This is a genomic window from Mycobacterium sp. 360MFTsu5.1, from assembly GCF_000383495.1.
GTDB lineage: Bacteria > Actinomycetota > Actinomycetes > Mycobacteriales > Mycobacteriaceae > Mycobacterium > Mycobacterium mucogenicum_B.
The window spans coordinates 353,006-378,566 of sequence record NZ_KB911468.1 but is presented as its reverse complement, the minus strand read 5'-3'; the positions used below and the strand labels follow the sequence as shown (position 1 = coordinate 378,566).

Genomic DNA, 25,561 nt, shown 5'->3' with positions numbered 1-25,561 from the left:
TGCTGACGATGTCAGCCATTACTGACAGGTCCGGGCGCGACATGTTGGGGAGAGCGGACGGGAGTGCCGTCAGCTCGACGCAGCCAACCGCTCCAGCGCGCTGCGCACCCGGACCGGGTCGGTGGTCGACCAGTACGGCGGCAGTGACGACTGCAGGAACCCGCCGTAGCGCGCCGTCGCCATGCGGGAGTCCAGGATGGCGATGACGCCGCGGTCGTTGACGCTGCGCAGCAGTCGCCCGGCGCCCTGCGCCAGCAGCAGCGCCGCGTGCGATGCCGCGACGGCCATGAATCCGTTGCCGCCGCGCGCCGCGATGGCCCGCTGCCGCGCGGTCAACAGCGGATCATCGGGGCGGGGGAACGGAATTCTGTCGATGATCACCAGCGACAGCGACGGCCCCGGCACGTCGACGCCCTGCCACAGCGACAGTGTCCCGAACAACGAGGTCTCGGCGTCGTCGGTGAAGCGGCGCACCAGGGTTGACGTCGAGTCGTCGCCCTGGCAGAGCACCGGGGTGTCCAGGCGCTCGCGCATGATCTCGGCGGCGGCCTTGGCGGCACGCATCGACGAGAACAGTCCGAGGGTGCGTCCGCCGGCGGCCGTGATCAGCTCGTAGATTTCGTCGAGCTGTTCCTGCGGAGCGGCGTCGCGGCCCGGCGGCGGCAGGTGCTTGGCGACGTAGAGAATGCCCGACTTGGCATGGGAGAAGGGCGATCCCACGTCCATGCCCTTCCACTTCGGCGGCGTCGCGGTGCTGTCTTCGGGCACCGACAAGCCCCACGCCCGGGCCATCGACTCGAAGCGGCCGCCGATGGTCAGCGTCGCGGACGTCAGCACCGCGGTCACCTCACCGAACAACCGGCCGCGCAGCAGCCCGGCCACCGACAACGGAGCGACGCGCAGGATGTATCGCACTGTGCCCCTGGACTCGTCGCGATCCAGCCACACCACGTCGTAGCGGTCGGGGATGGCCGGCACGAACGAGTCGATGATGCGCGACGCGGTATCACTCAGATCGGCCAGCGCGGTGACGGCCTCGCTGCGCGCGGCCGCCGCGGTGGGATCCGAGGGCGCCGTGTCGATCGCCATCTTCACTTTGTCCGTCGAGTCACGGACCACCGTCAGGTAGGTCGCCAGCTCGTCGTCAAGCACATCGATGCGGCCCGGTTCCATGTCGTGGATGGCCGAACCCAATGTGGCGATGGCGGCCTCGAGGCGTTCTGCCAGTTCGGGTTCCACCAAGCGGGCGGCCCGTCGGAGCGCCACGGCCATGGACGTCGCGGACAGCTCGCCGGTGGCCACGCTGGTTACGCGGTCCACCAGCTCGTGGGCCTCGTCGACCACCAGCAGCTGGTGCTCGGGCAGGACGTTGACCTCGGAGATGGCGTCGATGGCCAGCAGCGCGTGGTTGGTGACGATGACGTCGACCGCGCCGGCCTTCGCGCGGGCCTTCTCGGCGAAACAGTCTGTGCCGTAAGGGCACCGGGTGGCGCCAATGCACTCGCGCGCGCCGACGCTGACCTGCGACCAGGCCCGGTCCAGCACGCCGGGCACCACCTCGTCGCGGTCACCGCTCTCGGTGTCCGACGACCACTCGATGAGCCGCTTGACGTCGCGGCCCAGTGCCGACGCGGCGACGGGGTTGAACAGTTCCTCTTGTGGGAGGTCCTCCTCGGCGGAAGCGCCGCTGTGAACCTTGTTGAGGCACAGGTAATTTCCGCGTCCTTTGAGCAACGCGAACTCGGGTCGGCGGGGCAGGTGCGGGGCCAGGGCGTCGGCCAGGCGGGGTAGGTCGCGGTCCACCAACTGGCGTTGCAACGCGATGGTCGCCGTCGACACCACCACCGGCTGATTCGATGCGACGGCGTGCGCGATCGACGGGACGAGGTACGCCAACGACTTTCCGGTGCCGGTCCCGGCCTGGACGGCCAGGTGCTCGCCCTTGTCGAAGGCGTCGCCGACAGCCTTGGCCATCTCGATCTGGCCGCTGCGTTCGGCGCCGCCGAGGGCGGATACCGCGATGGACAGCAGCGCGGAGACGTCGGTCGTCACGCGCCCACCAGTCGGGTCGGGATGGCGGGTTCGCCGGCGGAGAGCTTGAGTCCGTCCCACGGCAGGCTGTGCAGGCCGGCCGCGACGCGCGCGCGGGCGTCGGCCAGCGACGAGTCGTACACGACCGAGCCCGAACGGACCAGCGGCACCGTCAGCACCCGGCCGTCGTCCGTGGGAGCCGAGTCGGCGGGGTGTACCACTTCCTCGACGATGGTTCCGGAGTCCTTCGCCAGCCGCAGGGCCGCCTTCCGGCCACCGTGAGATTCCTTGTGGCTGCTGCGTTTTGCCACGGGCATGCCGTCGACCTCGACGAGCTTGTAGACCATCGACGCGGTCGGCGCGCCGGAGCCCGTGACCACCGATGTACCCACGCCGTAGACGTCGACCGGCGCAGCCGCCAGCCCGGCGATCGAGTACTCGTCGAGGTCGCCGGACACCACGATGCGGGTCTTGGGCGCGCCCAGGCCGTCGAGCTGGTCGCGGACCTGGCGGGCCATGACGCCGAGGTCGCCGGAGTCGATGCGCACGGCACCGAGCTCGGGTCCGGCCACGGCGACGGCGTTGGCCACGCCCTGGGTGATGTCGTAGGTGTCCACCAACAGCGTCGTCCCGACGCCCAACGCGTCGACCTGGGCGCGGAACGCGGCAACCTCGTCGGGGCCGCTCGTCGCGGTGTGCACCAAGGTGAAGGCATGCGCGCTCGTGCCGAGCGCTGGGACGCCGTAGGTCCGCTGTGCCTCCAGGTTCGATGAGGCGAAGAAGCCGGCGATGTACGCGGCCCGCGCGGCCGCGACGGCAGCCTGCTCGTGCGTGCGCCGCGAGCCCATCTCGATGAGTGGCCGGCCGCTCGAGGCGCTGACCATACGGGCCGCGGCCGAGGCGATCGCGGTGTCGTGATTGAAGATCGACAGTACGAGGGTCTCGAGGATCACGCACTCGGCGAACGTGCCGTGGATAGACAGCACGGGAGAATCCGGAAAATACAGCTCACCTTCGGGGTAGCCGTCGATGTCGCCGCGGAACTCGTAGTCGGCCAGCCAGCGCAGCGTCTCGGCATCCAGGAAGTCCAGGGATGCCAGTGCGGCGTCGTCGAACCGGAAGTCGGCGAGGGCCGAGAGGAACCGCGCGGTCCCGGCGACCACGCCGTATCGGCGCCCGAAGGGCAGTCGCCTGGCAAACACTTCGAATGACGCGCGGCGATGTGCGGTGCCGTCGCGCAGGGCGGCAGCGAGCATGGTGAGCTCGTATTTGTCGGTCAGCAACGCGGCGGTCACAGACCTCACCGTACTGGTTCTGCGAGCGGCAACCACCCGGCTATTCTGGGCTCATGGTTCTGGGTGCCAGCTCGTCGACGGTTGTCGCGCGGACGAGCCCGGCGACTGATGTCGAAGAGGTGGCCGGCCTGGACAGTCCGTGGGTGACCATCGTCTGGGACGACCCGGTGAATTTGATGACCTACGTGACGTACGTCTTCCAGAAGCTTTTCGGTTACAGCGAGATGCGTGCCACCGAGTTGATGATGCAGGTGCACACCGAGGGCAGGGCCGTCGTCTCGGCGGGCAGCCGGGAGTCGATGGAGGTCGACGTCACCAAACTGCACGCAGCCGGCCTGTGGGCAACCATGCAGCAGGACCGCTGAGCGGTGCGCAAGTGGAAGCGGGTCAACACGTCGTCGGGCGTGCGGATCAAGTCCGGTTTGGAAGCGCACGAGGTCACGATGTTGCGCAACCTGGTCGGCTCGCTCATCGAGATGCTCGACGACCGCGAATCCTCCTCACCGCGTGACGAACTCGCCGAACTGACCGGCATGAAGATCGGGCCGTCACAGGCGCCCGGCGACGACACCATGCGCCGGCTGCTGCCGGACTTCTACCACGATCCGGCCACGCATCCGGATGGTCGCGCCGCCGGTGAGAGCCTCAACGGTGCCCTGCGCAGCCTGCACGAACCCACCATCGTCGACGCCAAACGGCAAGCCGCCCAACGCCTCCTGGATTCACTGCCGGACCCGGCCGGAAAATTCGAGCTGACCGAGCAACAGGCCGAAGCCTGGGCCGCCGCGATCAACGACGTCCGGCTGGCGCTCGGCACGATGCTCGACATCGGACCCGATGGGCCGCAACATCTTTCGCCGGACCACCCGATGGCCGGGCATCTGGAGGTCTATCAGTGGCTGACGTATCTGCAGGAGTACCTGGTGCTGAGCCTGCTGGACGAGCGGTGACGGGCTCCATCACCGACGTCGCCGGCATCCTGGTCGGCAATCACGACCGCATCGAAGACGCCAGCCTGGGCGGCGGCTGGGCCACCGGCACCACCGTCGTCCTCGCCCCGCCGGGAACCATCGGCGCGGTCGACGTCCGCGGAGGAGCGCCCGGCACCCGCGAGACCGACCTGCTCGACCCGTCCAACAGCGTGCAGCACGTCGACGCGATCGTGCTCACCGGCGGCAGCGCGTTCGGGCTTGCCGCCGCCGACGGCGTCATGACCTGGCTGGAGGAGCACGACCGCGGGGTGAAGATGCCCGGCGGGCGGGTGCCCATCGTGCCGGGCGCGGTGATCTTCGACCTTCCGGTCGGCGCATGGGCGAACCGGCCGACGGCCGAGTTCGGATACCAAGCAGCGGCCCATGCCGGCACCGAGGTGCCGACCGGCAATGTCGGCGCGGGTGCGGGCGCGCGGGCCGGCGCGCTCAAAGGCGGTCTCGGCACGGCGTCGGTGACGCTCGACAACGGCGTCACCGTCGGCGCGCTCGTCATCGTCAACGCGGCGGGCCACGTCGTCGACCCGCAGACCGGCCTGCCATGGTCGGCCGACCAGATCGCGCGCTTCGGGCTGCAGCCTCCGCCGCCTGACCAGATCGAGGCATATGCGACGCGGGTGAAGAACCCGAAGCCGCTCAACACGACCATCGCCGTCGTCGCGACCGACGCCGCCCTCAGCCCGGCGGGATGCAAGAAGGTGGCCGTCGCCGCCCACAACGGGCTTGCCCACACCATCCGTCCGGCGCACACCGCCGTCGACGGCGACACCGTCTTCGCACTCGCGACGGGCCGCGTGCACATCGAGCCGGACCCCGCGACGCCCGAGCAGATGAACCCCGAGACGCGACTCATCTCCGAGATCGGGGCGGCCGCCGCCGACGCGCTCGCGACGGCCGTCATGGTCGGGGTGCTGGCCGCCGAGTCGATCGCCGAAATCCCGACCTATCGCGACCTGCTGCCGGGAGCCTTCGGATAAGGCGCTGCGCCGGTAACCTGGGTCTATGACGCCAGCGAGTAGCGGAGCGGAGCGCGCATGACGTACGACCTGTCGCCCACACCGTCGAAGCCGAAGCCGCCTGCGACGTGGAAGGTCGGCGGCGTCACGATCGTCAGCTTCGTCGCGTTGCTGTGGCTCATCGAAGGCTGGGACGCGCTACACAACCAGGAGCTGAATCAGGACGGCATCCGGCCACTGGAGACCGACGGGCTCTGGGGCATCTTGTGGGCGCCGCTGTTGCACGCCGACTGGGCGCACCTGATCGCGAACACCGGCCCGGCCCTCGTGCTCGGGTTCCTGGTGACGCTCGCGGGCATGGGCCGCTTCCTCGGAGCGACGCTGATCATCTGGATTCTCGGTGGCTTCGGTACCTGGCTGATCGGCAACATCGGCGCGCCGCGCGGTGTGGAGTCCGTCCACATCGGGGCGTCCGGGCTGATCTTCGGTTGGCTGACGTTCCTCATCGTGTTCGGGTTTTTCACTCGGCACGCGTGGCAGATCGTGGTCGGCATCATCGTGTTGTTCGTCTACGGCGGTGTGCTGTGGGGAGCGTTGCCGGGGACATTCGGGGTGTCGTGGCAGGGCCATCTGTGCGGCGGCATCGCGGGCGTACTCGCCGCTTATTTGCTGAGCAGTCCGGAAAGGGAAGCGCGCGAACGGCGTAAGGGTTCGGCCCTGCCGTCGATTCCGACGTAATTTGCTGAATTTCGAATTCGCCGCACGCGGTGTTGCCGGAAGCGTGATCGGTATCGCTTTCGGAACCAATCGAGAAACTGGACGCCCAAAGGTGCCGTCTTTTCGTCGCAGGACGTGTTGACGTGGCAAGCTAGGGGTGTGCGCCTCACCATTCTCGGTTGCTCCGGCAGCGTGGGTGGGCCGGATTCTCCGGCCTCGGGCTATCTGCTGACCGCTCCGGACACCACACCGATGGTTATCGACTTCGGTGGAGGCGTACTCGGCGCACTGCAGCGTCATGCTGATCCGGGCGCCGTAAATATATTGCTGTCACATCTGCATGCCGACCATTGTTTGGACTTGCCGGGCCTGTTCGTCTGGCGTCGGTATCACCCGAATCCTCCGGTCGGTCGCGCGCTGTTGTTCGGCCCGGCGGCCACCTGGCACCGGCTCGGAGCGGCGTCGTCGCCCGAGGGCGGCGAGATCGACGACATCACCGACATCTTCGATATCCAGGTCTGGGTTGACGGTCAGGACGTCGAGATCGGCTCGCTGACCGTGACGCCGCGACTGGTGTGCCACCCGACCGAGTCCTACGGCATGCGCTTCACCGATCCGTCCGGCGCGACGCTCGTCTACTCCGCGGATACGGGCTACTGCGACGCGTTGATCGACCTGGCCCGTGGCGCCGATGTGTTCCTGTGCGAGGCGTCGTGGACCGACTCGCCCGACCGTCCGCCGAAGCTGCATCTGTCCGGCACCGAGGCCGGACGCGCCGCCCGCGAAGCCGGGGTCAAAGAGCTGCTGCTGACGCACATCCCGCCGTGGACGTCCCGCGAGGACGTCATCAGCGAGGCCAAAGCCGAGTTCGACGGACCCGTGCACGGCGTCGTCTGCAACGAGTCGTTCGACATCACCCGCCGGTAACTCGCCGCCGCGCTCACGGCGGCCCGCTAGGGTTGTCGGGTGTCCAGACGAGAAGACGGTCGCCTTGACGACGAACTCCGCCCGGTAAAGATCACCCGAGGATTCACAAAGCACCCGGCAGGGTCGGTATTGGTGGAGTTCGGCGAGACGCGGGTCATGTGCACCGCTTCGGTATCCGAAGGTGTGCCGCGCTGGCGCAAGGGTTCCGGACTGGGCTGGCTGACCGCCGAATACGCGATGCTGCCGGCCGCCACGCATGACCGCTCCGACCGCGAGTCGGTGAAGGGCCGTGTCGGTGGACGGACCCAGGAGATAAGCCGGTTGATCGGCCGCTCGCTGCGCGCGTGCATCGACCTCAGCGCGCTGGGCGAGAACACCATCGCCATCGACTGCGACGTGCTGCAGGCCGACGGCGGTACCCGTACCGCGGCGATCACCGGTGCGTATGTGGCGCTGGCCGATGCCGTCACGTACCTGGCCGCTGCTGGACGCCTCAAGGATCCGCGTCCGCTGTCGTGTGCCATCGCCGCCGTGTCGGTCGGTGTGGTCGACGGCCGGGTCCGCACGGACCTGCCCTACACCGAGGACTCGCGCGCCGAGGTCGACATGAACGTCGTCGCCACCGACACCGGGACCCTCGTCGAGGTGCAGGGCACCGGCGAAGGCGCGACGTTCCCGCGCTCGACGCTGGACAAGCTGCTCGATGCCGCGCTGGCTGCCTGCGACCAGTTGTTCGCGCTGCAGCGTGAGGCGCTGGAGCTGCCGTACCCGGGTGTGCTGCCCGAGTCGACCGCGCCGGCCAAGAAGGCGTTTGGTGCCTGAGCTTCTCGTCGCTTCGCGCAATGCCAAGAAGCTTGTGGAGTTGCAGCGGGTGTTGGACGCCGCCGGTATTACGGGCCTGACGTTGTTGTCGCTGGCCGATGTGCCCGAGTATCCAGAGGCGCCTGAAACCGGCGCTACGTTTGAAGAGAACGCGTTGGCAAAGGCTGTTGACGGATTCAATGCGACCGGAATCCCTTGTGTTGCAGACGATTCCGGCGTTTCGGTCGATGCGCTGAACGGCATGCCCGGGGTGCTGTCGGCCCGGTGGGCCGGCCGGCACGGGGATGACGCGGCGAACCTTTCGCTGTTGTTGGGCCAGATTCAGGACGTGCCGGACGAGCGTCGTGGTGCGGCGTTCGTGTCGTGCTGCGCGCTGGTTTCGTCGTCGGGTTCTGTGGTGGTGCGGGGTGAATGGCCGGGCGTCATCGCGCGGGAGCCGCGGGGTTCGGGCGGTTTCGGTTACGACCCGATCTTCGTGCCCGCCGGTGGTTCGGTGTCGGCGGCGGAGCTGACGCCGCAGCAGAAGGATGCGGCGTCGCACCGCGGGCGGGCGCTTGCGCAGTTGGTGCCGGCGCTGCGGGAGCTGGCTGCGGGTTAGTTCCCGTCTCACGGCACCTCGGCGAAGCTGTCCTGAGGTGCGGCCTCAACCTGTGCTGATCGTGCGCGATACATCCGGACCAGTTCACGGACCGCGACGAAAAGGCAGAAGGCGGCGTACGTCGCCGACAGCGCTGTGGCGTTCAGGACCATGGCCAGCACTGCGCCCGCGATCGCACCCGGAAGCGCGCCGAGGTTGAGGGTCAGGCTCAGCCGGGGTGACGCGGTGCCCTGGCGGGCGTGCATGATCCATCCGACGATCGAGTTCGGGACGAACATCAGCAGCGACGTGCCGATTGCCGTGTGCAGGTCGCAGCCGAACAACAACATCAGGGTGGGCACGGCCAGTAGCCCGCCGCCCAGGCCGACTGCTGCGGCCCAAGCGCCGATCAGCAGTCCGCAGGCCAGCGAGACGGGTGCGATGTAGAACCAGCTCTGGATCACGGCGGTGGAAAACACCGCGCCGCCCTGCACCATGTGGACGCCGGCGATGTTCAGGGCGAGCTTGAGTGCCGACAACAAGAGCACCGCGACGAACAGCCAGCGCAGGGTGGCGTGGGAAACCTTCATGAGCAGCTTGGCGCCGAACAGGCCGCCGATCGTCCCGCCGACCAGCATGCCGGTGCCGGCGTGCCAGTCGATGTGGCCGCCGACCAGGGCGAACGTCAGTGCGCCGACCGCGACGACGGCGGTGTTGGCCGCGGCAGCCGTCCCGTGCAGGGTTGTGCGGGGCAGAGCGGTCAGATGCTCCAGGGCCGGGACGTAGAAGACGCCGCTGCCGCCACCGAACAGGCCGCCGATCACTCCACCGATGGTTCCGACGCCGAGTTCGGCGGGTAGTCCGCCTCGTGTGACGGCAGTGTTCGGCGGGGCAGGGCGGTCGGCGTGGTCGGCGGGCATGCGGATTCTCCTTCGGATTGGCTCGACGAACTATCGCACTTGTCTGAGGAGTAGACAAATGAGTTTTCGGTGAGCGGGGACGAAGGTGTCGGCTGGGGCTATGGAGTGACCAGGTACCCGTCGATGAAGTCGTGTAGCGCGGGGGCCAGGTGTGCGACGCCGGAATCGTTGAGCTTCGCCAGCAGGATGATGCCCTGATACTGGGCGAGCAGGGCGTGCGCGAGCTGCTGCGGATCGGTGCCCGGGCGCAGTGCTCCGGCCGCTGCGGCCTCGGTGGCGATGACCGCCATGTGGTGTTCCATCGCCTTGAGGGTGTGCGCCAGATGCTCGCGCAGATCGTCGTCGGTGGTGGACAGTTCGGCGGCGAAGTTGCCGAACGGGCAGCCCACCGCGCGGCCGAATTGGGCTTCCAGCGCCGACTGAATGGCGCCGATCGCGTCGGGGATGGCATGCAGCTTGTCGGCCGGCGACGCGGTGGGGGAGCCGGTCAGCTGGCGCTGAAATGCGTTGGCGTGTAAGTCGACAACGGCTTTCGCGAGTTCCGATTTCGACGAGAAGTAGTGGTAGAAGCTGCCCTTCTTGATGTCGGTCGCGCGGCAGAGTTCGTCGACGCCGACGGCTTGGTAGCTGCGTTCGAGGAACAGGCGTGCGGCAGTTGCGACCAGGCGGTCGCGGGCGTCAGAACTTCGGGGCACCTGAGAATCGTAATTAGTAGTTGACCGGTCGGTCAACAAGTGGCAAGTTGACGACATGACTACCGCTGAGGTCTTCCGTACGCCCGACGACCGCTTTGCGAATCTGCCGGGCTACGACTTCGCCCCCAACTACGTCGACGTCGACGGGTTGCGTCTGCACTATCTCGACGAGGGGCCGCGGGACGGCAAGCCCATCGTCTGTTTCCACGGCGAGCCGACGTGGGCGTACCTGTACCGCAAGATGATTGGCCCGTTCGTCGAGGCGGGGCACCGGGTGATCGTGCCCGACTACGCGGGCTTCGGCCGCTCGGACAAGCCCACCGATCGCCAGTGGTACAGCTACGACCGGCACGTCGAGTTGGTCACCCGGGTGCTGGGCGGCCTGGGTTTGACGGACGCCACGGCGGTGGTGCAGGACTGGGGCGGGCCGATCGGCTTGCGCTGGGCCACCGAGAACGCGGATCAGGTTGGCGCACTGGCGATTTTCAATACCGGGCTGTTCACCGGCCGGGTGTCCAAGGGTTTCATGGCGTGGCGCGCGTTCGCGGAGGCCAACCCAGACCTGCCTGTCGGCTTCGTGATTCAGGGGGCGACGACGACCGAACTCCCGAACGACATCGTCGCGGCGTACGACGCGCCGTTCCCGACCGTGGAGTCGAAGGCTGGCGCCGCGCAGTTCCCGCTGTTGGTGCCGATCACGGAGGACGCCGCGGGCGCGACGGAAATGAAGGCCGTCACCGACGCGCTGTCGCGGTGGGAGAAGCCGGCATTGGTCGCGTTCTCCGACCAGGACCCGGTGTTCCCGTATCCGCGCGCGGGCGAGGCGTTCGTCGACCTGATCCCGACGGTCGACGAGCAGGTGCGGATCGAAGGGGCGTCGCACTTCCTCCAGGAGGACCGCGGCGAGCAGTTGGCAGTCGAGGTGCTCAAGCGACTGGGTTGACGGCAGTCTGGCCGCCGAGCGTGGGGAAATGACCACTGTCGCGCGTGATTCGCGGACACTTCGCCCACTCTCGGCGCATAACGTCAGAGGTCGAAGCGCTTCTTCACGTCTTCGGTGCGGAAGTGCTCGACGATGATGCCGACGAGCGGGACGGTGCCGGCGAACAGGACGCCGATGGTCTGGCCGAGCGGCCAGCGGACCTTGACCGCCAGGTTGAACGTGCAGAGCAGGTAGGCGAAGTAGACCCAGCCGTGGACGATGCCGATCCAGTTCAGGCTGGCGTCGTTGAAGATGTAGTGCGCGACCAGCTCGTAGCAGAGAGCGATGAGCCAGATACCGGTCGCCCAGGCCATCACGCGGTAGGCCGTCAGTGCCTTGCGGATGGTGTCTTTCGACAGGGTGGTCGGCTGCGACTCGGTCATGTGGTGGTCCTGTCCTGTTTGTCGTTCTCGGCCAGTTCGGCCAGGTAGGCGTTGTATCTCGCGGTGTCGGGGTCGGTGTCGTCGATGGCGCCTTTGGCGGCCTTTGGGCGCTCGGGGAGCAGGCCCTCTGGGATTTCGGTGGGCTCGTTCTTGGGCTGCTGCTCGGGTGGAGCTTCTTCGTAGCGCACGAACTTGTAGTAGCCGTAGAAGCAGAAGGCGCCGAACATCGGCCACTGCAGGGCGTAGCCCAGGTTCTGGAAGGTGCCGGCGCTCGACTGGAACCGCGACCATTGCCACCAGGCCAGGGCCATGCAGCCCAGGGCAGCGACGGTCACCAGCACGATGAGCGCCGGCCTCCTACGCCGTGTAGTGGACATATGGCAACGGTACCGCGCGGGGGTTTGGGTTTGCGATTCGTGCCTGCTAGGACGCCCGAGGTTCGATGCATGGCCACGGCACGGGTCGCGACTTGGGGCCGATGAATTCGTCCAGGCGAGCGGTGTCTGCCTTGCGGTAGATCGAAAGCTGCTTTTTCGACGACCGCCGCCAGTGAATGCCGAGTTGGTCCAGCGCGCCGGTGAACAGATTGACGATGTCTTCGGACAGGTTTGTGAAGTGATAGCGGACGCTCATGACGCCGCGATCGTTGGCGACGACGCGGCAGCCGTCGCTGTGGATCAGGCCTAGGACGAATTCTTCGGTGGCTTGGTTGACGACGGCCTGCTGCCATGGTTGCAGCGCGATCGTCCGGGTGTGCTTTTTGCCGGGGCCGTGCTGAGGAAACAAGCACGGCCAGTGCTTGGAGCAGACGTACACCTCGACACAACCTTTCCGCTGTATCACCCCGGCTTGCTTGCCTGGGATGACGGCGCCGATCGCCTCCCGGCAGCGATCGATGATGGCCGGGTACTTCTTGTCGAGCGTGATTCGGAGTCGCCACACGCCGCGGAGCGCGTCGGAGATGCAGCCATCTCCTAGGTACAACCCGAGCAGGTAGCTGTACTCAGCTGGCGGTAGAGCTGCGAAGTCGTGGTCGACGCCGCAGGTCGAGTCGCAGGCCGCTTGTCGGCGCCAGACGCCGGGTCTGCGCCTCCAGTCGCGCACCGTGGTTCGTGGTATTCCCGTCGCTCTTGCGATGGCGCAGTCATTCATACCGGTCGCAAGGAGCGTTTGAACCTGGTCGAACTCGTCGAAGTTGCGCATGGGACCCCCGGTCGTACGTTGCATTCAACTTATGACGACGGTCCGACAAGTTCTGGGCTGTGCTGGGGCGCTATTCTCTTTGGTGTTGCGGGCGTGGCGGAATGGCAGACGCCCGGGTTTTAGGTGCCCGTGTTCGAAAGAACGTGTGGGTTCGAGTCCCACCGCCCGCACTCTTGTGTGAGTCGAGTATTCGACTTGGGCAGCACCCCGGCGTTTGCGCCGGGGTTATGCCTCTTATCTGGCTGATTCACCAATAACGCTTTTCATCGACATGCGCCGAGCCGTCGAAAGCGGACTTCTCGCCGTGAGTCCAGCGCCCGAGCGCTGTCTTGAGAGCAAGGCGCTCACGATGCCGGCTTCCTGTACGCGTGTTGCGCACAGGAAGCCGCCGCGAGCTCTCGGCCTATCCGCCGGTGGCGGCACTCGCCGAACCCCACGGTGGGCAGTTCGTACGCGGCAGGTTGGACGATCCCCGCCACGCCGATGCTGACAAAGTCCCGGCCGAGGCGCGCCGGCGACATGCCAACCGAATTAGTCAATGCGCACCGTCGGCAGCCGAAACTAGCTGGAAAACAACCACTTTCGTCCAGAATGGCAGACGGCAGCGAACCACGACCGGGATCGCAGACCTCAGTGTGCCCTACGGAAAGCGTTGTGCCGCTTAGCTGATACGTACTTCAGTGCTTCTTGGAATGCAGTACGCCGTCGGTCGGCGCCTGGTCGGTCTTGGCGCGCTTCTCTGCACGTTTCTCTTTGAGCGACTTGCCGGTCTTCTTGGTCATGCTCTGTCGCGGAGATTTGTCAGACATGACACGCCCCTTTGTTCGGGGGCCTGGGTGGTCCCAATTACCAGACCCTACGCGTACCGCGGACGGCCACGCAATGCGCGCAGTCGAGTCGCGGCGCCATCGGCGTATCCGAGCGTTGCGCGGCAACACTGCGACGTGGCGCCGTTTCGAAAGGGGGCCTAGGCTGGAGGTGACACGCACCCTATGTGGCCGAGCCTCGTTGCCACGCGCGTAAACGGACCGGAATTCTTTTGTCAATCAATGATATTGCCGCGTATGCAAGTCTGTCTCCAGCAGACGTCGAGTCGTTCGGTCTTGAACTGGACACCATCCGCGCCGACGTCGAGGAGTCCCTCGGCGCCAAGGACGCCGCCTACATCCGGCGCGCCATCGCGTTTCAGCGGATTCTGGACGTCGGCGCTCGGCTGCAGATTGCCGGGAGTCGATCCAGGGCCGGTTGGGCGGTGGGGGTCGTGGCGTTGGCGTACGCGAAAGCCGTTGAGAATATGGAGATTGGGCACAACGTCAGCCACGGCCAATGGGACTGGATGAACGATCCGGAGATCCATTCCAGCGCCTGGGAGTGGGACATGGTGGGTGTGTCCGCGCAGTGGCGGTACTCGCACAACTATCGCCATCATGTGTTCACCAATGTGGTCGGCGTGGATGACGACCTCGGGTTCGGGGTGTTGAGGGTGACCCGTGACCAACCGTGGAAGCCCGCATATCTATGGCAACCGCTGCAAAATCTATTGTTGGCCCTGACCTTCGAATGGGGAATCGCCCGTCACGGCTATCACACCGAAACGGAGCGGGCCGGCAGCCAGGACGGTAAGCGGGCTGCGAAGAAGTCGATGCTGATCAAGATCGCCCGGCAGATCACGAAGGACTACGTTGCCGTGCCTGCGCTCAGCCTGCGCCGCTGGCGGCGAACGCTGACCGCCAATGCCGCGGCCAACCTGTTGCGCAACCTCTGGTCGTACGTGGTGATCTTCTGCGGGCACTTTCCCGACGGTGTGCAGACGTTTGCCCCGGAGGTCCTGCAGTCCGAGACCAGGGCGGAGTGGTATCTGCGTCAGATGCTGGGTGCCGCGAACTTCAAAGCCGGTCGGATACTGGCATTTTCGAGCGGAAACCTGTGTTACCAGATCGAGCACCACCTGTTCCCCGACCTGCCGAGCAATCGGTACGCGCAGATCAGCGTCCGAGTTCGTCACTTGTGTGACAAGTACGACCTGCCCTACACCACGGGCTCGCTCATTACGCAGTACCTGCAGACCCTGCGGACCAACTTCCGGCTGGCGCTGCCCGACAAGGGCTGGGCCGCCATCCGTGGATAGCGGTCAGCGGTCGAACACGGCTTTGATCTTGGTCCGCGCCTGTCCGGCATCGGAGGCGGCTTGGTGTGCGTGGTCATCGTTCAAGGTGCCACTGCTGTCGATGCCGAAGCCGAAGTAGCTCTTGGTGCCCTCCCAGGCGCTATCGGCTTTCCGCGCAATTGTTTTCACAACATTCATGGTCTATCTCTCTATCGTCAGCATGAGCACAGCGCGCGAGCGCGCGCTGAAGTTCAGGTTCGGTTCCATCGACACCGTCGAATTTCGTTGGCCCCGTTGAGTGGTGGCGGCAACAAACGTCTCGATGAAAAACGTGATGTGCCTTCGGTTTTGGCATTCGGCCGCCCAGAAGGGCATGTCGGCGAGTTGTTGGCCGTGATGATCCGAAGGCGCCGAGGACCACCGATACGTAGGCGTGCAACAACTGACGTTCTGTAACGTTCACTCTACACCCGTTGGCGTGCATCAACCGACGCGGCGGCGCGTTGTTCGTCGCGCGTCGCATAGGTCCGGGGTGTAGCGTGGGAAAGGTTGGGAACCAGCCAGCCCCTGGCGTAGTCAAGTCAGCTTCTTGCCGTTGCATTCCCCGAGCAGCAGCTCGCGCCGGACCCATCGGTGACCATTACGCGACGGGACTGCCGTGAAATCGCAACTCAGTCTTCAGTATTCAGATGAGGCGGTGCGGAAGTACACGCGTGCCGGCTCGCCAAGTTTCGGGATTCTCAGCACATTTCCACCGACACGATGCGGACTTGCGACATTCAGCGCCGCGCTGAGCCACGGCCTGGCCGTCAACGGCGCCGACGTCAGTGTGGTGCGTGTTGCGGATGGGGCCTGCGCCAGCGATAGCCGAGTGATCGGTGAACTGACCAACGGATCACCGGCGTCAGTCGCAGCAGCAGTGGATCTGCTCAACCAGAGCGACGTCGCGGTGATCCAGCACGAGTACGGAATCTACGGCGGCGCTGACGGCGACGAAGTCCTGGACATCATCGGCGGTCTGCGAATCCCGTCGATCGTGGTTGCCCACACGATTCCCAAGAATCCCACCCGGCACCAGCGTGCTGTGCTGGAGGAGGTGGTGGCGCTCGCCGATCAGGTGGTCGTGATGTCCGACTCGGCCAGGGGGCAACTGCGTCACGGTTTCGATGTCGATCTGCGGAAGATCGCCACGATCCCGCACGGGGCGACCATGCCCAGCGGTCTCCACACGGGCCGTACCGGGCGCCCGACGCTGCTGACCTGGGGCCTGCTGGGGCCGGGAAAGGGGATCGAGCGCGTCATCGATGCGATGAGCGCACTGCACGGCCTCAACGGCCAGCCCCGCTATCTGATCGCCGGCCAGACCCATCCTCGGGTGCTTGCCGCCGACGGCGAGGCCTACCGTGAGGCCTGCGCCGCGCGAGCACAGCGTGCCGGGGTGGGCCGCGCGGTCCAGTTCGACGCTGGTTACCGCGATGTGGCGTCCCTGATCGCTCTGATGATGTCCGCGGCGGTCGTGGTGCTGCCTTACGACTCCACCGACCAAGCCACCTCCGGCGTCTTGGTTGACGCCATCGCCTGCGGTCGGCCGGTCGTCGCGACGGCGTTCCCGCACGCCATCGAGTTGCTGTCCACAGGAGCGGGGATCGTCGTCGGCCATGACGACCCCGACGCGATGCGGTCGGCTCTGCATTCTGTGCTGACCCAGCCCCGGTTGGCCGGTTCCATGGCGGCCGAGGCCCGGCGGCTCGCGCCGTCGATGTCGTGGCCGGTCGTGGCGAAATCGTATCAATCTGTGGCACAACGAATTCTGAGAAGACGTCCGGAGCCCACGTGGCTGGGGTAGTGCCGGAACCGAAGTTCGACCACCTGCTGGCCATGACAGATCGGCACGGCACCTTCGAGCACGCCTGCGGCACCCAGCCGCGGCCCGAGCACGGCTACTGCACCGACGACATGGCGCGAGTCCTGGTGGTCGCCAGCCGCGAGCCGAATGCCGACGATGATGTGCATGTGCTGGCCCGACTGGCCGTGAAGTTCCTCGATGGCGCACAGGCGTTCTCGGGCGGTTGCCGTAATCGGTTGGACCGCAACGGTCGTTGGACCGACGACTTCACCTTCGAGGACTGCTGGGGCCGATGCCTATGGGCACTGGGCACGGCCGCCGCGCACAGCGACCTCGGCTTGGTCCGCAGTTTGTCGGTGGTGCAGTTCGAACGGGCTGCCCGTGGCCGGTCCGTCTGGCCTCGCGCGATGGCGTTCGCGGCACTGGGCGCCGCGGAGCTGCTCAGCGTCGACCCCGATCATGTCGGGGCACGCCGGCTCATCGATGACTACGCGGAAGGTGTTGCGGCGCAGAGCGGTAAAGTCGATTGGCAGTGGCCCGAGGAACGACTGACGTACGTGAACGCGTTGTTGCCCGAGGCGATGATCGCCGCGGGGGATGCACGCGGCGACTCGGCGCTGTGCCAGCGCGGTCTTGATCTTCTGGAATGGTTGATCGATTGCGAGACCGTCGACGGGCATCTGTCGGTGTGCCCGGCCGGCGGTTGGGCTGCGGGGGAACCGCGCCCGGCCTTCGATCAGCAACCCGTCGAGGTTGCCGCCTTGGCCGATGCATGTGCCCGCGCGGCAAGCGTTGATGCCAGTGCCATCTGGACGAGCACCGTGCGGGTGGCTGCGGCCTGGTTCCAGGGCGCCAACGACGTCGGCGCGGTGATGTGGGATTCGGCAACCGGCGGCGGGTTCGACGGGCTGCATGCCGACGGGATCAACCTCAATCAGGGCGCTGAGTCGACGCTCGCGGTGCTGTCCACTTTTCAGCAGGCGCGACGCCTGGTCGCTGTGACGCAATGACTTCGGTGCGTCGAAGATTGGCCACCCGGCGCCCGCAGCGGTTGACAGCAGATCGTGCACGCGTCATCGCCCGGCTGTTCGTCCCGGGGCAGGAAGGATTCGAGCTCCAGGAGTCCCGGGCCGGTGCGGTGCTGGCGCGAGTACTGGCCTTGCGCGAGGCCGACGTGCGGGCGGCGCTCGACAGCGTCGCCTTTCGATTCGAGCGGCGGCATCGTGATCTGGCGGGAACGTTCCGGCGCAACGCACGTGAGCTCGCTGACCGGCTGAAGCCCGGGTTTGCGATCTCTGAGGCCCGAATGTTGCTGTTGGGAGCCACATTTACGAGCGAGTTTGCCATCGAGGGTGCGGCACTGTGCAATCCGAGCATCGTCGCACATCCGGATCAAACGGGCGTGGCGGCGGGCAGCCTGCGATTTGTGATGAGTGTGCGGGGGATCGGCGAGGGGCATCGCTCCTCGATCGGCTTTCGCACCGGCACCGTCGACCATGCGGGCTGCGTGACGATCGACGACGTGGGGCCGTTCGCCACCGTCGGGACGGTGGTGCCGACATTGCTCGACGCCGCCGTCTTCCGCAGCGAACTGGAGCGCCTGGACGATGCCGGCGAGGTCGCCGACTACGTACTCGACGCGCTCGGCGACCAGTTCACGCGCACCGACCTCGACGAGCAGTTCGACAGGCTGTATCTGCACCGCAGCACCCGCAAGCACGCGGCGGAGACCATCGCGTTGATCCGGTCGATCGCCGATCGGTCGTATGCCGTCGAATTCGGTTCAGACACAGGTATTTCCGAGCATGTGCTGTGGCCGGCCACCAACGCCGAGGCGGCCGGTATGGAGGACGCACGTTTCGTCCGCTTCACGGATGACGACGGCGCCGTCACCTACTACGCCACCTACACGGCGTACAGCGGATCGCAAATCCGCCAGCAGCTGTTGACTACCAACGATTTCCGATCGTTCACCTCGGCACCCATGGTCGGTGCGGCGGCCGCCAACAAGGGTTTGGCATTGTTTCCTCGCCGGATTTCCGGCAGGTTCGCGGCGATGTCGCGGTCGGATCGGGAATCGAACACGGTGGCGTATTCCGACCGGCTGTCGGTGTGGTCTGATGCCGTGCCCTGCCAGCGCCCGACAGAGTCCTGGGAGACACTGCAATTGGGCAATTGTGGCGCGCCCATCGAGACCGATGCGGGGTGGCTCGTACTCACCCACGGTGTCGGCCCGATGCGCACGTACTCGATCGGCGCGATACTCCTCGACCTGGATGACCCCACCCGGATCATCGGCCGGCTGCCCGAGCCGCTGTTGAGCCCGGAAGCTGATGAGCAGGACGGCTATGTGCCGAACGTGGTGTATTCGTGCGGCGGGTTGGTGCACGCCGACACCCTGGTGCTGCCGTACGGGATCGGCGATGCCGCGATCGGTTTCGCCACGGTGACACTGTCAGAGCTGCTGGCGGTCCTGCGGCTGTAGGACGCTCACGGCGGCATCATTGCGCGCTGCGCAACCGCACCATGCGGGTCGTCGAGCTCTCGTCCAACTCGACGACATCAGTGCGCGAGCGCAGGAAATCACTGAAAGACTTGAACCCCAAGGACTTTTCGCTGAACGACGGGTCCATGCGCTTCATCTGCGCCTTGACCGCGGAGTTGTGCAGCCACTCGACGTCGTCCTTCTCCAGCCCGATCTGCAGCGCACGCGTCAGGAGGGCGGTGGCGGAAGTCTGGGGGTCGGGCAGTTCGGGTTCGTCTGGCTCGGTCTTGCGGCGGGAGCGTCGTGGCGGCGCCGGATCTGTGGACGGTTCGAGCGCGGGGACGCCGGGCAGCGAGTCGTAGGTGACGAATTCGTCGCAGGCGGCGGCGAGCGCGCGGCTGGAGGAGCCCGCCACTCCGATGCCGACCACATACCGGCCGAGGCGCTTGCAGCGCTGAGCCAGCGGAATGTAGTCGGAGTCGCCCGCGGCGATGACGACGTGGGTGAGGTCGGGCAGCCGGAACATGTCCTCGACGGCGTCCACCGCCAGACGGATGTCGGCGCCGTTCTTGCCGTACGCCGCGGCGGGGAAGAGCTGCACGAGGTCGACGGCGCGGCCCACCAGCTGCTGGCGGTAGCCCGCGTTGACGACGGCCGACCAGTCCGCGTACGCCCGGGTGAGCACCAGGGTCCCGAACGACGACGCGAAGTCGAGCACCGCGCCGACGTCGACGGTGGCCTGGGTCAGCTTGTCGGGTTCGAGTCCCTTGGCCTTGTCCTTCTGAAACGAATTGCGGCCGTGGACCTGGTCGTAGCGGGAAATGACTATGTTGTCGAAGTCGAGGTACACCGCGACTCGGGTGGCGGTGGTATCCGTCATGGTCCCAGTCTGGTCTATCGGCGCAGCCTTGTGACGCGAAACCTTGCAGGCGCACCGTTCGTCGGCTGGTTAACCTGTCGGAATGCTCACGGAACTCGCTGCCCTCCCCGGCGGGTCGTACCGCATGGGTTCACAGGACTTCTACCCCGAGGAAGCACCGGTGCATGAGGTGACCGTCGCACCGTTCTCGATCGAACGGCACCCGGTCACCATCGGTCAGTTCGCCGAATTCGTCGCGGAGACCGGATATGTCACCGTCGCCGAGCAACAGCTGGACCCGGCCGCATTCCCCGGCGTCCCCGCTGACGAGCTCGTTCCCGGGGCGTTGGTGTTCCACCCCACTGCCGGCCCGGTCGATCTGCGCAATTGGCGGCAGTGGTGGGCGTGGGTGCCCGGGGCGAGTTGGCAACATCCGTTCGGGCCCGAGTCGTCGATCGCTGACCGCCTCGACCATCCGGTGGTGCAGGTCGCCTACCCGGACGCCGCGGCGTACGCGGCGTGGGCGGGCCGGCGGCTGCCCACCGAAGAGCAGTGGGAGTACGCCGCGCGGGCGGGCGCGACCACGGCCTACGCCTGGGGCGACGAGGTACGCCCGGATGGGCAGCTGATGGCCAACACGTGGCAGGGCCGGTTCCCGTATCACAACACCGGCGCACGAGGCTGGATCGGGACGTCACCGGTAGGCACATTCCCTCCCAACGGTTTTGGCCTGCTCGACATGATCGGCAATGTGTGGGAGTGGACCACCACCCGGTACACGCCGCGGCACAGCGGCACTCCGGAAGTGTCCGGCTGCTGTCCGCCGCCTGGTGGTGACCCGTCGGTGATGCAGACCCTCAAGGGCGGCTCACACCTGTGCGCGCCGGAGTACTGCCATCGCTACCGGCCCGCGGCGCGGTCGTCGCAGTCGCAGGACAGCGCGACGTCGCACATCGGCTTCCGCTGCATCGCCGACTGAGGTGGCGAAAGCGGCGCTCAAACGCCGCTGTATAGCCCCGGTCTAGACACGGGGCAAGACCGTGCGGTTCGCCGGGCTCGACGGGTCAGTCAGAACCTGCTGGACCGGTTGTCGGGCGGCTGGGAGTGTAGGTCCCGCGTGGTGTGAAGCGACCGACGTCACTGCACCTGCTCGGCTGCGACGCGCGGATATGTTCCACGCAGCGTAGAGTGGAAGAATCGACGGCGTCGAGCCGGATCACAACTTGACTCGAACTGCGCCTGCGTCTGCCACGAGTCAGATTCACCCGTCCTAACATCGGGGAATTCAGATGTGCAGCAGGCACTTACCGTGACGTATTGCATCGGCGTGCTGCTCGACGACGGGATCATCTTCGCGGCTGATTCCCGCACCAACGCGGGCGTCGACAACTTCGCCAAGTTCTGCAAGGTGACGGTGTTCGAGACGCCAGGCGATCGGGTGATCGCGCTGCTGAGTTCGGGAAACCTGGCCGGCACCCAGGCCATCATCAGCGTGTTGCGGCAGCGTTGTGCCGACGGCCCCGCGACGACCAACCTGCTTGGTGCGACGACGATGTTCGACGTCGCCCGGTTGGTATCGGACGCCATGCGCGAGGTCGACGAGCGTGACGCGGGCTACCTGGACAGCAACCCGGCCGGCTTCAACGCCTCGTTCATCGTCGGCGGTCAGCTCGCCGGTGAGCCGATGCGACTCTTCCGCATCTACGCCGAGGGCAACTTCATCGAAGCCGGCACCGACACGATGTTCCTGCAGACCGGTGAGACGAAGTACGGCAAGCCGATCCTCGACCGCGTGCTCGTGCCCCAGACATCGTTGGCTGACGCCACGAAATGCGTTCTGGTTTCCTTTGATTCGACGATGCGGAGCAACCTGTCGGTGGGTATGCCGATCGATTTGATCAGCTATGAACGGGACAGCCTGCGCGTGCCGTGGCGGCGCCGATTCGACGAAGGCGACCCCTATTTCACAGCTGTCAGGGAGGCGTGGAGTGAGGGCACCCGGACCGTGTTCAGCAGGCTACCCGATCTCCGTTGGTGACTGCGTCGTGGCGGATTTCCTGCTCATCACCTGCGAACACGGGGGTAATGACATACCCGCGCCGTTCGGACCGCTCTTTGCAGAACATCGGGCGCTGCTGGACTCCCATCGGGGTTGGGACCCTGGTGCGCTGGTCATGGCGGAAGCGCTCGCAGCCGCTAGCCGGGCACCGCTGGTCGCATCGACCACCAGCCGCCTCCTGGTCGATCTGAACCGGTCGATCGGGCACCCGCAGCTCTTTTCGCCGTTGACGCGGGCCGCATCGAAGGAGGCCAGATCGCAGATCATCGAGCAGTATTACCGCCCGTACCGCGACACGGTGGAAAACGTTGTCAAACAATCTATTTCGCGCAGTCAGCGGGTGATTCATCTCTCCTGCCACAGCTTCACCCCAGAACTGGACGGGGTGGTGCGCCGAGCCGATGTCGGGTTGCTCTACGACCCTCGTCGGCGCGGAGAGGTCCAGGTGAGCATGCGTTGGCAGGCGTCGCTCGCTGCTCTTCGCCCGGAACTCCGTGTGCGCCGGAATTATCCCTACGCGGGTAAGGGGGACGGCCTGACGTCGCACCTGCGCAAGCGCTTTGGGCCAAGCGAGTACGTCGGCGTCGAACTGGAGATCAACCAGCGCATCGTGGTCGCCGGCCGGCGGCCCTGGGCAGCGCTGCGTGCCGTGCTGATCGATGCCCTGGACACGGCTCGAGCAGCCCTGCCGGACCCGCCCGCGTGAACCACACACCAACAGCGAGAACGGAGACAGCGTGAAAATCAATGTCGGCTTCGAGATGGTCTTCGAGTGCCCGAACCCAACCCCGATCATCTTCAATCTCAACGTCCACTTCACCCGCGTCTCCGATCTCATCGGTCGCGACGCGTTGCTGGTCGACCCGCCGGTGCCGATGAAGATCTATCGTGACGATTTCGGCAACTGGTGCACCCGCATCGTCGCGCCGAAGGGATCCACCCGTGTCCGGGGCGACGCGATCATCAGGGACAGTGGGCTCCCTGATGTCCTGGTCCCAGGGGCGCGCCAGACGCCGGTCCCGGACCTGCCCGATGAGACGCTCATCTTCCTGCTCGGCAGCCGGTACTGCGATACCGATCGGCTGTCACAGACGGCGTGGGATCTGTTCGGGCAGACACCACCAGGCTGGGATCGCGTTCAGGCCATCTGCGACTACGTGCACCGCCACATCACCTTCGACTACATGCAGGCGGACAGCACCCGCACGGCGTTGGAGGCCTTCACCGGACGTGTCGGTGTCTGCCGCGATTTCACCCACCTTGCCGTCGCCTTCTGCCGCTGCATGAATATCCCGACGCGTTACTGCACCGGGTATCTCGGCGACATCGGCATGGCACCGCCTTATGGGCCAATGGATTTCGCCGCCTGGTTCGAGGTGTTTCTCGACGGGCACTGGTACACGTTCGACGCGCGTAACAACGTGCCGCGTATCGGCCGGGTGTTGATCGCGCGTGGCCGTGACGCCGCCGACGTAGCGCTGAGCAACGCGTTCGGCGCCAACACGTTGACGAGCTTCCGGGTCTGGACAGACCAAGTGGCATAGACGACGCGCGACGCGCTAACGCCCCCGGGCCGTTGCACGGTGGCCGCGATCGATCCCGACCAGCTCAGCACATGCCGGCGGGTGCTGTCCGAGGTGAGTTCGCTGCCAAGGCCGCGCTGAACATGCTGACCCGCACCAGTGCGGGGGGAGATGCTGGAGCAGGACGACATCTTGATGAGTGCCGTCGACACCGGTCGCATCGGCTTCAATTTGCGCCGACCATGTCGGCGAGCCGCAACGACACAATTACACCCGGATGCATACGTCGGCTCCGACATCGAGCGAACTGACAGACCTGCGGGAAACGGACGGAACGCGTTAGATGGCGCGGCATGATGGATGTATGGATTGGACACGACTGGCCCGGTTTGTCCGCGCGCTCGGCGCCGTCGCAGCGGTGGTCGTGTCGCTGCTGTGCGGCCCGATCGCCGGGTCGGCGGGTGCGGAGGTCGCGGCACCGGCGGGGGACGTCATCTCCATCGGTGACCCCAACGCCCTGGTGCAGGTCGATCTGTACCTGGATCCGCTGTGCCCGTACAGCGGCAAGCTGATCCGGAAAGAGGGCGACGAGCTGGGCCGTCGTATCGAGAGCGGCGCAATTCGGGTGAATCTACGGCTGGTGAACTTCCTCGAAAAGTATTCGGCGAGTGGCACATACGATCGCCGGGCGATCTACGCGGCGTTCGTCGTGGCCGGCGAGTCGAAATCGAGTGACGTCGCGTGGCGCTTCGTGCAGCAGATTTTCTCGAAAGAACACCAGCCGAAAGAGGGCGGGCCGACAGACCTGAGCAACGATCAGCTGGCTGTCTTGGCGGGGGATGTCGGTGCGCCGCCGCCGGCTCAGGACCTGATTCGGGTCGGCTTGCCGGTCGGCTACGACTCCCGGGCGATTGCGGCCAACAACCTCACGCTCCTGCACGAGTTTCCGAATCCCGGGGTGCCGCAGGTCGTGATCAATGGGCAGATCGTCGACGACGACGACTGGCTGAGTCGGATTCCGGCCTGAGGGTTCGCTAAGTAGCGACGATCCCACGTCGGTAGGCCGCTCCGTTCTTCGCCGGCCTCGTGCGTAACGTACGCGTTTCTCCGCAGGTCGGGTGAACCGACGATCCTGCGCGCCCAAGGGGCTGGCCTGGGCGAGGTTCCCCCGATCGGCGGACACGGGATTCACCCGGCGGAAGGGCCGGTCGGCGGATACAGGTCGACAGCTGTGCGCGGCATTCTTAGTTCAACACCGGAACACACCGGAAAAGAACTTGAAAAGCCTTCCCGCACAAAGGAGTCGACATGACCATCACCCGCCGTATCGCTGCCGGATTCGCCCTCGTCGCTGCGCCCGCCATCATCTTCCTGGGCGCCGCCACCGCGCACGCCGACGTCACGACTGCCAACAGCCCCGTCGGCACGCACCACGCGTTCCCGCACCAGCAGAACAACCCGCAGCCGGGCAGCCCGATCCATCACCACCACCAGCACAACCGCCGCTGAGACTTTCCGTCACCGCTGAGGCCGCCCCTGTCATCGCGACGGGGCGGCCTTATGCACCGGGGCTGACAGGCCTGCCGAGGAACGCCAACAGCTTGGTGGTGGGCGAACAACCTGCCGGCGCGGGTTGCTCCGGACCGAACGCCCCCGGGCGCCGGAGCATCTGTTCCGGCACCGAGTGGACCAGCCCCTCGGACAAGGTGAGCAGGTCGTCGGGCAGCTCGATCGGCTCGCCGAGGGACTGGCGCAGATCCCACGTGTGCAGAGCCAGATCAGCAATCGGGAACAGCAGTGCCCGGCGCAGCGGAACTTCACCTTGTGGAGACTTGCGCGGCGCATCGAGATCCGCGGTGAGCAGGGCCTCGCGAAGGCGAATACCCAACGCGCTCAGTTGATCTGCCGGGCTGTCGTACATCCAGTCCGACGGTTCCGAAGGTCCGTCCCACAGCTCGCCGTCCTCGGCGAGCACGATGATTCGGGTAGCGCTGCCGGTTGCGTGCGCGACCAGTTCACGCACGGTCCAGTCCTGCAGGATCGACGGATCGTCCCAGCGCTCGGCGGGAACGTCACGGACGGCGGCGGTGAGCAGGTCGAGGGCCTCGACAGCCAACACGCCAAGCTCGGGGGTCGTGTCTTCGCTCATATGGGCCACGGTACGAGCAGGCACCGACATCGGTCG

29 protein-coding genes and 1 tRNA gene are annotated in these 25,561 nt (G+C 66.3%); 19 read left to right on the top strand and 11 right to left on the bottom strand.

Annotation, left to right across the window (positions count from 1 at the left end):
* Window positions 1-69 precede the first annotated feature (69 nt).
* Together H289_RS0118970 and H289_RS0118965 are read right to left on the bottom strand one after the other, a co-directional pair.
* Window positions 70-2,052, bottom strand: a complete 1,983-nt coding sequence (locus H289_RS0118970) for an ATP-dependent DNA helicase (RefSeq protein WP_020102397.1) — start codon at window positions 2,050-2,052, stop codon at window positions 70-72.
* On the bottom strand, window positions 2,049-3,326 hold the full coding sequence (locus tag H289_RS0118965) for a nicotinate phosphoribosyltransferase (RefSeq protein WP_020102396.1): 1,278 nt from the start codon (window positions 3,324-3,326) through the stop codon (window positions 2,049-2,051). Before H289_RS0118965 ends, H289_RS0118970 begins: the two co-directional genes overlap by 4 nt.
* A 53-nt stretch (window positions 3,327-3,379) precedes the next feature.
* On the opposite strand from H289_RS0118965, the gene clpS reads away from it, so the two are divergent.
* The 7 genes from clpS (at window position 3,380) to rdgB (ending at window position 8,335) form a co-directional block, all read left to right on the top strand.
* Window positions 3,380-3,691, top strand: a complete 312-nt coding sequence (gene clpS, locus H289_RS30835) for an ATP-dependent Clp protease adapter ClpS (RefSeq protein ID WP_020102395.1) — start codon at window positions 3,380-3,382, stop codon at window positions 3,689-3,691.
* A gap of 3 nt (window positions 3,692-3,694) precedes the next feature.
* Entirely contained in the window at window positions 3,695-4,276 is a 582-nt protein-coding gene (gene aosR / locus H289_RS0118955; RefSeq protein WP_020102394.1) for an oxidative stress transcriptional regulator AosR, read from the top strand.
* Entirely contained in the window at window positions 4,273-5,292 is a 1,020-nt protein-coding gene (locus H289_RS0118950) for a P1 family peptidase (RefSeq protein WP_020102393.1), read from the top strand. The genes aosR and H289_RS0118950 overlap by 4 nt, the downstream gene beginning before the upstream one ends.
* Window positions 5,293-5,349: 57 nt before the next feature.
* The gene (locus H289_RS0118945; RefSeq protein WP_020102392.1) at window positions 5,350-6,009 is read left to right on the top strand and encodes a rhomboid family intramembrane serine protease; all 660 of its coding nucleotides are present in this window, start codon (window positions 5,350-5,352) and stop codon (window positions 6,007-6,009) included.
* Window positions 6,010-6,147: 138 nt separating this feature from the next.
* Window positions 6,148-6,915, top strand: coding sequence for a cyclic nucleotide-degrading phosphodiesterase (locus H289_RS0118940; protein ID WP_020102391.1), 768 nt, complete (start codon window positions 6,148-6,150; stop codon window positions 6,913-6,915).
* Window positions 6,916-6,954: 39 nt separating this feature from the next.
* Entirely contained in the window at window positions 6,955-7,737 is a 783-nt protein-coding gene (rph, locus tag H289_RS0118935) for a ribonuclease PH (protein WP_029105438.1), read from the top strand.
* Entirely contained in the window at window positions 7,730-8,335 is a 606-nt protein-coding gene (gene rdgB, locus H289_RS0118930) for an RdgB/HAM1 family non-canonical purine NTP pyrophosphatase (RefSeq protein WP_020102389.1), read from the top strand. The genes rph and rdgB overlap by 8 nt, the downstream gene beginning before the upstream one ends.
* 8 nt (window positions 8,336-8,343) lie before the next feature.
* Here the strand turns inward: rdgB and H289_RS0118925 are convergent, their stop codons facing one another.
* Both H289_RS0118925 and H289_RS0118920 read right to left on the bottom strand, forming a co-directional pair.
* Window positions 8,344-9,234, bottom strand: a complete 891-nt coding sequence (locus tag H289_RS0118925; RefSeq protein WP_020102388.1) for a sulfite exporter TauE/SafE family protein — start codon at window positions 9,232-9,234, stop codon at window positions 8,344-8,346.
* Between the two features lie 98 nt (window positions 9,235-9,332).
* Window positions 9,333-9,929, bottom strand: a complete 597-nt coding sequence (locus H289_RS0118920; protein WP_020102387.1) for a TetR/AcrR family transcriptional regulator — start codon at window positions 9,927-9,929, stop codon at window positions 9,333-9,335.
* A 55-nt stretch (window positions 9,930-9,984) separates the two neighbouring features.
* On the opposite strand from H289_RS0118920, the gene H289_RS0118915 reads away from it, so the two are divergent.
* Window positions 9,985-10,872 carry a haloalkane dehalogenase gene (locus tag H289_RS0118915; protein ID WP_020102386.1) on the top strand — a complete coding sequence of 296 codons (888 nt, stop codon included), beginning with the start codon at window positions 9,985-9,987 and terminating at the stop codon, window positions 10,870-10,872.
* Window positions 10,873-10,955: 83 nt separating this feature from the next.
* On the opposite strand, the gene H289_RS0118910 is transcribed toward H289_RS0118915, so the two are convergent.
* From H289_RS0118910 to H289_RS0118900, 3 genes are read right to left on the bottom strand one after another with little or no spacing between them, the layout of a single operon-like run.
* Complete coding sequence (locus tag H289_RS0118910; RefSeq protein ID WP_020102385.1) at window positions 10,956-11,294, bottom strand: DUF3817 domain-containing protein; 339 nt, start codon at window positions 11,292-11,294, stop codon at window positions 10,956-10,958.
* Window positions 11,291-11,671, bottom strand: coding sequence for a hypothetical protein (locus tag H289_RS0118905; protein WP_029105437.1), 381 nt, complete (start codon window positions 11,669-11,671; stop codon window positions 11,291-11,293). The genes H289_RS0118910 and H289_RS0118905 overlap by 4 nt, the downstream gene beginning before the upstream one ends.
* A gap of 46 nt (window positions 11,672-11,717) precedes the next feature.
* A complete protein-coding gene (locus H289_RS0118900) occupies window positions 11,718-12,497 on the bottom strand; it encodes a helix-turn-helix domain-containing protein (protein WP_029105436.1) in 780 nt (259 codons plus the stop codon).
* Window positions 12,498-12,584: 87 nt separating this feature from the next.
* On the opposite strand from H289_RS0118900, the gene H289_RS0118895 reads away from it, so the two are divergent.
* Window positions 12,585-12,667, top strand: a tRNA-Leu gene (locus H289_RS0118895).
* A 507-nt stretch (window positions 12,668-13,174) separates the two neighbouring features.
* Here H289_RS0118895 and H289_RS33900 read toward each other — a convergent pair.
* Window positions 13,175-13,306 (bottom strand): hypothetical protein, encoded by a 132-nt coding sequence (locus H289_RS33900; RefSeq protein ID WP_110772214.1) that lies wholly within the window; start codon window positions 13,304-13,306, stop codon window positions 13,175-13,177.
* Window positions 13,307-13,536: 230 nt separating this feature from the next.
* Here H289_RS33900 and H289_RS0118880 point away from each other — a divergent pair, with 230 nt between their 5' ends.
* Window positions 13,537-14,625 carry a fatty acid desaturase family protein gene (locus H289_RS0118880; RefSeq protein ID WP_020102380.1) on the top strand — a complete coding sequence of 363 codons (1,089 nt, stop codon included), beginning with the start codon at window positions 13,537-13,539 and terminating at the stop codon, window positions 14,623-14,625.
* A gap of 3 nt (window positions 14,626-14,628) precedes the next feature.
* Here the strand turns inward: H289_RS0118880 and H289_RS33095 are convergent, their stop codons facing one another.
* The gene (locus tag H289_RS33095; protein ID WP_155944176.1) at window positions 14,629-14,793 is read right to left on the bottom strand and encodes a hypothetical protein; all 165 of its coding nucleotides are present in this window, start codon (window positions 14,791-14,793) and stop codon (window positions 14,629-14,631) included.
* Between the two features lie 508 nt (window positions 14,794-15,301).
* On the opposite strand from H289_RS33095, the gene H289_RS30830 reads away from it, so the two are divergent.
* The 3 genes from H289_RS30830 to H289_RS0118855 are packed head-to-tail and all read left to right on the top strand — an operon-like array spanning window position 15,302 to window position 18,935.
* Complete coding sequence (locus H289_RS30830) at window positions 15,302-16,450, top strand: glycosyltransferase (RefSeq protein WP_231388059.1); 1,149 nt, start codon at window positions 15,302-15,304, stop codon at window positions 16,448-16,450.
* Complete coding sequence (locus H289_RS0118860; RefSeq protein WP_029105435.1) at window positions 16,438-17,460, top strand: hypothetical protein; 1,023 nt, start codon at window positions 16,438-16,440, stop codon at window positions 17,458-17,460. Before H289_RS30830 ends, H289_RS0118860 begins: the two co-directional genes overlap by 13 nt.
* On the top strand, window positions 17,457-18,935 hold the full coding sequence (locus H289_RS0118855) for a glycoside hydrolase family 130 protein (RefSeq protein WP_029105434.1): 1,479 nt from the start codon (window positions 17,457-17,459) through the stop codon (window positions 18,933-18,935). Before H289_RS0118860 ends, H289_RS0118855 begins: the two co-directional genes overlap by 4 nt.
* A gap of 16 nt (window positions 18,936-18,951) precedes the next feature.
* Here the strand turns inward: H289_RS0118855 and H289_RS0118850 are convergent, their stop codons facing one another.
* Window positions 18,952-19,815: an NYN domain-containing protein gene (locus H289_RS0118850; protein ID WP_020102374.1), complete on the bottom strand. Its 864-nt coding sequence runs from the start codon at window positions 19,813-19,815 to the stop codon at window positions 18,952-18,954.
* An 82-nt stretch (window positions 19,816-19,897) separates the two neighbouring features.
* Between H289_RS0118850 and H289_RS0118845 the strand changes: the two genes are divergently transcribed.
* The 6 genes from H289_RS0118845 to H289_RS0118820 all read left to right on the top strand — a co-directional run bounded on the left by H289_RS0118845 (window position 19,898) and on the right by H289_RS0118820 (window position 24,885).
* Complete coding sequence (locus tag H289_RS0118845; RefSeq protein WP_020102373.1) at window positions 19,898-20,773, top strand: formylglycine-generating enzyme family protein; 876 nt, start codon at window positions 19,898-19,900, stop codon at window positions 20,771-20,773.
* A gap of 330 nt (window positions 20,774-21,103) precedes the next feature.
* Window positions 21,104-21,832, top strand: coding sequence for a proteasome-type protease (locus H289_RS33725; protein WP_029105433.1), 729 nt, complete (start codon window positions 21,104-21,106; stop codon window positions 21,830-21,832).
* Window positions 21,833-21,839: 7 nt separating this feature from the next.
* Window positions 21,840-22,559 carry an N-formylglutamate amidohydrolase gene (locus H289_RS0118835; RefSeq protein ID WP_020102371.1) on the top strand — a complete coding sequence of 240 codons (720 nt, stop codon included), beginning with the start codon at window positions 21,840-21,842 and terminating at the stop codon, window positions 22,557-22,559.
* 31 nt (window positions 22,560-22,590) lie between these two features.
* The gene (locus tag H289_RS0118830) at window positions 22,591-23,397 is read left to right on the top strand and encodes a transglutaminase-like domain-containing protein (protein ID WP_029105432.1); all 807 of its coding nucleotides are present in this window, start codon (window positions 22,591-22,593) and stop codon (window positions 23,395-23,397) included.
* A gap of 343 nt (window positions 23,398-23,740) precedes the next feature.
* Window positions 23,741-24,403: a DsbA family protein gene (locus H289_RS0118825; protein ID WP_020102369.1), complete on the top strand. Its 663-nt coding sequence runs from the start codon at window positions 23,741-23,743 to the stop codon at window positions 24,401-24,403.
* Between the two features lie 281 nt (window positions 24,404-24,684).
* Window positions 24,685-24,885: a hypothetical protein gene (locus tag H289_RS0118820; RefSeq protein WP_020102368.1), complete on the top strand. Its 201-nt coding sequence runs from the start codon at window positions 24,685-24,687 to the stop codon at window positions 24,883-24,885.
* A gap of 49 nt (window positions 24,886-24,934) precedes the next feature.
* Here H289_RS0118820 and H289_RS0118815 read toward each other — a convergent pair whose 3' ends face one another.
* On the bottom strand, window positions 24,935-25,525 hold the full coding sequence (locus H289_RS0118815; RefSeq protein ID WP_020102367.1) for a TIGR03086 family metal-binding protein: 591 nt from the start codon (window positions 25,523-25,525) through the stop codon (window positions 24,935-24,937).
* Window positions 25,526-25,561: the final 36 nt, after the last annotated feature.

What these genes read in the sequence shown, in the direction of transcription:
- clpS (WP_020102395.1), top strand. Translation starts at nt 3,380, where the DNA reads ATGGTTCTGGGTGCCAGCTCGTCGACGGTTGTCGCGCGGACGAGCCCG.
- H289_RS0118945 (WP_020102392.1), top strand. Translation starts at nt 5,350, where the DNA reads ATGACGTACGACCTGTCGCCCACACCGTCGAAGCCGAAGCCGCCTGCG.
- H289_RS0118925 (WP_020102388.1), bottom strand. Translation starts at nt 9,234, where the DNA reads ATGCCCGCCGACCACGCCGACCGCCCTGCCCCGCCGAACACTGCCGTC.
- H289_RS0118915 (WP_020102386.1), top strand. Translation starts at nt 9,985, where the DNA reads ATGACTACCGCTGAGGTCTTCCGTACGCCCGACGACCGCTTTGCGAAT.
- H289_RS0118910 (WP_020102385.1), bottom strand. Translation starts at nt 11,294, where the DNA reads ATGACCGAGTCGCAGCCGACCACCCTGTCGAAAGACACCATCCGCAAG.
- H289_RS0118905 (WP_029105437.1), bottom strand. Translation starts at nt 11,671, where the DNA reads ATGTCCACTACACGGCGTAGGAGGCCGGCGCTCATCGTGCTGGTGACC.
- H289_RS0118900 (WP_029105436.1), bottom strand. Translation starts at nt 12,497, where the DNA reads ATGCGCAACTTCGACGAGTTCGACCAGGTTCAAACGCTCCTTGCGACC.
- H289_RS33900 (WP_110772214.1), bottom strand. Translation starts at nt 13,306, where the DNA reads ATGTCTGACAAATCTCCGCGACAGAGCATGACCAAGAAGACCGGCAAG.
- H289_RS0118855 (WP_029105434.1), top strand. Translation starts at nt 17,457, where the DNA reads ATGACTTCGGTGCGTCGAAGATTGGCCACCCGGCGCCCGCAGCGGTTG.
- H289_RS0118850 (WP_020102374.1), bottom strand. Translation starts at nt 19,815, where the DNA reads ATGACGGATACCACCGCCACCCGAGTCGCGGTGTACCTCGACTTCGAC.
- H289_RS0118845 (WP_020102373.1), top strand. Translation starts at nt 19,898, where the DNA reads ATGCTCACGGAACTCGCTGCCCTCCCCGGCGGGTCGTACCGCATGGGT.
- H289_RS0118825 (WP_020102369.1), top strand. Translation starts at nt 23,741, where the DNA reads ATGGATTGGACACGACTGGCCCGGTTTGTCCGCGCGCTCGGCGCCGTC.
- H289_RS0118820 (WP_020102368.1), top strand. Translation starts at nt 24,685, where the DNA reads ATGACCATCACCCGCCGTATCGCTGCCGGATTCGCCCTCGTCGCTGCG.
- H289_RS0118815 (WP_020102367.1), bottom strand. Translation starts at nt 25,525, where the DNA reads ATGAGCGAAGACACGACCCCCGAGCTTGGCGTGTTGGCTGTCGAGGCC.